The organism is Dietzia sp. E1 (genome assembly GCF_014145015.1).
Taxonomy (GTDB): domain Bacteria; phylum Actinomycetota; class Actinomycetes; order Mycobacteriales; family Mycobacteriaceae; genus Dietzia; species Dietzia cinnamea_A.
Window position 1 is genome coordinate 1 of record NZ_JAALDU010000038.1, and the last position, 4846, is coordinate 4846.

General features: G+C 71.8%; 6 protein-coding genes. 3 read left to right on the forward strand and 3 right to left on the reverse strand.

Annotated features, from left to right (window positions below; genetic code table 11):
* The 3 genes from G6030_RS02010 to G6030_RS02020 all read right to left on the reverse strand — a co-directional run.
* Positions 1–276 (reverse strand): suppressor of fused domain protein (locus tag G6030_RS02010; protein ID WP_241724098.1); only part of this gene is annotated, 276 nt, incomplete at its 3' end.
* 35 nt (positions 277–311) lie between these two features.
* A complete protein-coding gene (locus G6030_RS02015) occupies positions 312–818 on the reverse strand; it encodes a general stress protein (protein ID WP_175285281.1) in 507 nt (168 codons plus the stop codon).
* Positions 815–1849, reverse strand: coding sequence for a CoA ester lyase (locus G6030_RS02020; RefSeq protein ID WP_182642039.1), 1035 nt, complete (start codon positions 1847–1849; stop codon positions 815–817). The genes G6030_RS02015 and G6030_RS02020 overlap by 4 nt, the downstream gene beginning before the upstream one ends.
* Before the next feature lie 69 nt (positions 1850–1918).
* Between G6030_RS02020 and G6030_RS02025 the strand changes: the two genes are divergently transcribed.
* The 3 genes from G6030_RS02025 to G6030_RS02035 all read left to right on the forward strand — a co-directional run.
* A complete protein-coding gene (locus tag G6030_RS02025; RefSeq protein WP_007631682.1) occupies positions 1919–3229 on the forward strand; it encodes a CBS domain-containing protein in 1311 nt (436 codons plus the stop codon).
* Entirely contained in the window at positions 3226–3777 is a 552-nt protein-coding gene (locus G6030_RS02030) for a DUF1003 domain-containing protein (protein ID WP_007631680.1), read from the forward strand. The genes G6030_RS02025 and G6030_RS02030 overlap by 4 nt, the downstream gene beginning before the upstream one ends.
* A gap of 125 nt (positions 3778–3902) precedes the next feature.
* The coding region (locus tag G6030_RS02035) for a lytic murein transglycosylase (RefSeq protein WP_182642040.1) at positions 3903–4846 on the forward strand (944 nt) is incomplete at its 3' end.

Consider the following 4846-nt stretch of genomic DNA (forward strand, 5'->3'; position numbering starts at 1 on the left):
CGCGGCCGCGAGCACCGCCAGGGCGCGCACCACGCCGTCCACGCCGCCCCGGAGCACGAGGCTCAGCTCCGCGCGCGGCGCTGTCGGGTCGGGCACGAGCGCCGACGGATCGCCCATCGGCTCGGCCGAACACCCCAGCGAGACATATCGCACCACGCCGGTCTCCACGTCCACGAACCGGAGGATCCGGATCGGCGCGGCACCGAGGAACGTCACCGACGCCTCCTGAGGCTCCGGTCCGTAGCGCTCCTCGAGATGAGCGCGTACCGCCGCCAGCACCGTCGACCCGTCCGCAGGGCCTCCCGGCAGCACTACTTCAGCCCGAGCCGGGCGAGCTCGTCGCGCACCCGCTCGGCGCTGGCGGGCTCGCACAGGACGTCGTAGCGGCCCGCGACCAGCTGGGAGGTGGACGCGAAATCCCGCTTCCCGCGGGTCGCGGCGTAGGACAGCGACGCCGAGACGACGCCGAACACGGAGCCGCCGATCAGACCGGTCAGCACCACGCCCCACATGGGCTGCGTGAAGATGCCCAGGAGCAGACCGAAGAACAGGCCGAGCCACGCGCCGGTCGCCAGCCCGCCCAGCAGGACCTTCGGCCAGGTCAGCCGGCCGGTGACCCGCTCGACCTGCATGAGATCGACGCCGACGATCGTGACCTCGTGGACGGGGAAGTCCTCGTCGGCGAGATGATCGACAGCCGCCTGGGCCTGCGCGTACGTCGGGTAGGAGCCGACCACCCACCCGGTGGGCGGTGTGGGCAGGCCCGGCGTCTGGGCTCCCCGGGCGCGCGCGCCCCGCGGGTTCACGGGAGTGGTCATGAGGTCCGTCCTTCCGCGTCGTCCCCGGCGGGGTTCCGGTCCGAGACGGTCATCCCGGCCGCACGTCCACGGGCGGAGACGACCAACGCCATCTTACGGCTGGCCTCGTCGAGCATCTCGTCCCCGAACATCACCGCACCGCGGGCGCCGCCCTCCACCGAGGTCGAGTGCGCGTAGGCCTCGAGGATGGCCTCGGCCTTGTCGAACTCGTCCTGACGCGGGCTGAACATCTCGTTCCCCGCGTCCACCTGGGCGGGGTGCAGGACCCACTTGCCGTCGAACCCGAGAGCGGCGGTGCGGGCCGCCGCGCGACGGAAACCGTCCTCGTCGCGGACCTTGAGGAACGGGCCGTCGATCGCCTGGAGACCGTGCGCGCGGGCGGCGACCAGGATCGTCATGAACACGTGGTGGTAGGCGTCGCCCGGGGCGTACCCGTCCGGCTGCTCCCCCACCGTCAGCGTGCGCATCCCGATGGAGGCCATGAAGTCGGCGGGGCCGAACACGAGGGTGAGCACCCGCGGGCTGGCCGTCGCGATCGCGTCGATGTTGGTCAGACCGAGGGCGTCCTCGATCTGCGGCTCGATCCCGATGTGACCGACCGGCAGGCCCGCGGCCTTCTCCACCTGGGTCAGCACGAGGTCGAGCGCGGCGACCTCCGCCGCGGTCCGCGCCTTGGGCAACAGCAGTGCGTCGACGTGGGCACCCGCCCGACCGACGACCTCGGTGACGTCCCGGACCGTGTACTCGGTGTCCCAGGCGTTGACGCGCACCACCACGGTGGGCGCCGCGAACCCACCCCGGCCGAGAGCGGCCACGACGTTCTCGCGCGCCTCCTCCTTCGCCGGGCCGGCCACCGCGTCCTCGAGATCCAGGAAGACCTCGTCCACAGGCAGTCCCCGTGCCTTGTCGATCATCTTCACACTGCTGCCGGGCACGGCGAGGACCGTGCGCCGCGGCCGGGCGCGCAGGTCCGCGATCGCCGAGGCGGCGTCCTCCGACGGCGCGGCTGTCGTGTGGGGGGCTGCGGTCATCGTGGGTGGCACTCCCTTACGTCCGGTACGGCGGGCGGGCGCCGCCTGTCGGTGACTAGGTTGGTCTGCATGGCGAACCTCAACAAGGCCTTCGTCGCCAGGCTAGCCGGATTGCCCGTGATCGGCCCCGATGGGGACGACATCGGACGCATCCGGGATGTCGTGGTGACGATGCGCTCCGGGCACAAACCCCCGCGGGTCATCGGGCTGGTCGTCGAGCTACCCACGCGGCGCAGGATCTTCGTGCCCATGCTCCGGGTCGCCTCGATCGATCCACGGTCGGTTTCGCTGGTGTCGGGCACCATCAACCTGCACAGGTTCCAGTCCAGGCCCGGGGAGAATCTCGTCCTGGGCGCCCTCGTGGACTCGGTCATCGGGGTCGAGCGCGACCAGCCCGCGGGCGAGCGGTCCGGGAACCCGGACCGCCCGACCCGGTATCAGGTCGTCGACGTGGAGATCGAGCGCCAACGCTCGCGGGACTGGCTCGTGTCGCGGCTCGCCGTCCGCGAGCGCCGCGGGCGTTCCCCCCTCGGCCGGCGCGGAGAGGTGTCGATCCACCCGTGGAACCGCATCAGGGGCCTGGACGACGCGATCGGCACCCCCGAGCACGGCGCCGAGAGCCTGGTGGAGCAGTACGCGGACCTCCGTCCGGCCGACGTCGCCATCGCCCTGCGCGAACTGCCGGAGGTGCGTCGACTGGAGGTCGCGCGCACCCTCGACGACGAACGGCTGGCCGACATCCTGCAGGAGCTCCCCCACGACGAGCAGACCGAGATCGTCACCCGGCTCGAACTCGAGCGTGCGGCGGACGTCCTCGAGGCCATGGACCCCGACGACGTGGCCGACCTCCTCGGCGAGCTCCCCGAGAAGGACGCCGAGTCGTATCTCGAGCGGATGAACCCCGAGGACTCCTCCAACGTCCGGCGCCTGCTGACCTTCGACGCCGACACCGCCGGCGGGTTGATGACGCCCGAACCGATCATCCTCTCGCCGCAGACCACGGTGGCGGAGGCGCTCGCGCACTGTCGCAACCCCGACCTCAGTCCCGCGCTGGCCAGCCTCGTCTTCGTCGTCCGTCCTCCCACGGCCACCCCGACGGGCAAGTACCTGGGCTGCGTCCACATCCAGGCGCTGCTGCGCGAGCTCCCGTCCGCCATGGTCGCCGAGACGGTCGACACGAGCCTGTCGGCGTTGCGCCCCACCGACTCGGTGGACGCGGTGACCCGGTTCTTCGCCACCTACAACCTGGTGTGCGGCCCCGTCGTCGACGACGAGGGGCACCTCCTCGGAGCGGTCGCGGTGGACGACCTGTTGGACCACCTCCTGCCCGACGACTGGCGGGACATGGACCTGCACGACGACACGGAGACGGCGCGATGACCGAACCCACCGTGAGGTCGTCGCTGTCCACTCCGATGACGTCCCGCCGACCCCGGATCAGCTTCGACTCCGACGCGGTCGGCCGGTACAGCGAGGCCGTCGCCCGGTTCTTCGGCACCGGGATGTACCTGCTCATCCAGACGGTCGTGGTGATCGTGTGGATCGTCATCAACGTCGCGGTCGTGGCGCTGCGGTTCGATCCGTATCCGTTCATCCTCCTCAACCTGGCGTTCTCGACCCAGGCCGCCTATGCCGCGCCGCTCATCCTGCTCGCGCAGAACCGTCAGGAGGACCGCGACAAGGAGTCCGTCAAGGAGGATCGGCTCCGGGCCACCCAGACCAAGGCGGACACGGAGTTCCTCGCCCGCGAGCTCGCGTCGGTCCGCCTGTCGGTGGGCGAGACCGTCACCCGCGACTACCTGCGCCGCGAGCTCGACGACCTGCGGGATTCCGTGGAACGGATCGAGACGATGCTGGCCGGGCTCTCCGCCGCCGGAGGTAACGCCGATGGCGGGAAAACCGATCCAGACGGCAGGGGCCGGGGGTAACCTCGCTCCAGACGAAGCGTCGCGGGGGCGGTGCACGGCCGTGGCGCCGTCCGTTACGTCGTAGGGGGAGAATCTTGCGCCGAATCGCGCACACTGCAGACCGTCGGGTGCTCACCAGTGCAGCCGTGACCGTCGGAGCCATCACGGTCCTCGCCGCGGTCGGGCTCACGATCGACACGAGCCGCCCCGCCGCACCCGACATCACCCCGCTGGCCGAGTACTCGCCGGAGCCGCCTCCCGCAACGACGCCGCCCCCTCCCAGCACTGACCCCACCACCTCGGAGCAGACCCCGGAGCCGCCGGCCGACCCCGGCGCCGCGCACATCGAGCCGGCGACGATCCCCGACGGCCCGCTCGGGATCCCGGGCATCGCCCTGGACGCCTACCACCGCGCGACGGACCGGCTCAACGCGGAGCGCCCCGCCTGCGAGATGGACTGGACCGTCCTCGCCGGGATCGGTCAGGTCGAGTCCAACCAGGGCCGCGGGCTCTTCGACGTGCGCGGCAACACCATCGGCCGGATCGTCGGCCCGCGACTCGACGGCTCCCTGCCGGGCACCGCTGTCATCACCGACACCGACGGCGGCAGATTCGACGGCGACCCCGACTTCGACCGTGCCGTCGGGCCCGTCCAGTTCATCCCGTCCACCTGGGCGCGGCTCGGGCGCGACGGCAACGACGACGGCGTGGCCGATCCGAACAACATCTACGACGGTGCCCTGTCCGCGGCGACGCTCCTGTGCAACCAGGGCGGGTCGATGGCGGACCCTGCGGCCCGCACCCGCGCGATCCTGGCCTACAACAACTCGTTGGCGTACGTGGCCAACGTCAACGCGTGGGCGCACGGGTACGCGGTCAACGCCTTCCCGCTACCCTCCGATCTGCCGGAGATCCACCGCCCGGAGCCCACGGTGGAGCCCACGCGGCCACCGGAGCACTGCCCCGAGGGCTGGGAGGGCGTGCCGACCGCCGCGCCGGAGCCCGCGGAGCCCGGGGAGCCGGAACCGCCGGTGCCCGGCTGCACGGAGGTCACCCCGGCGCCGACGACGCCGTCTCCCACGACCGAGGT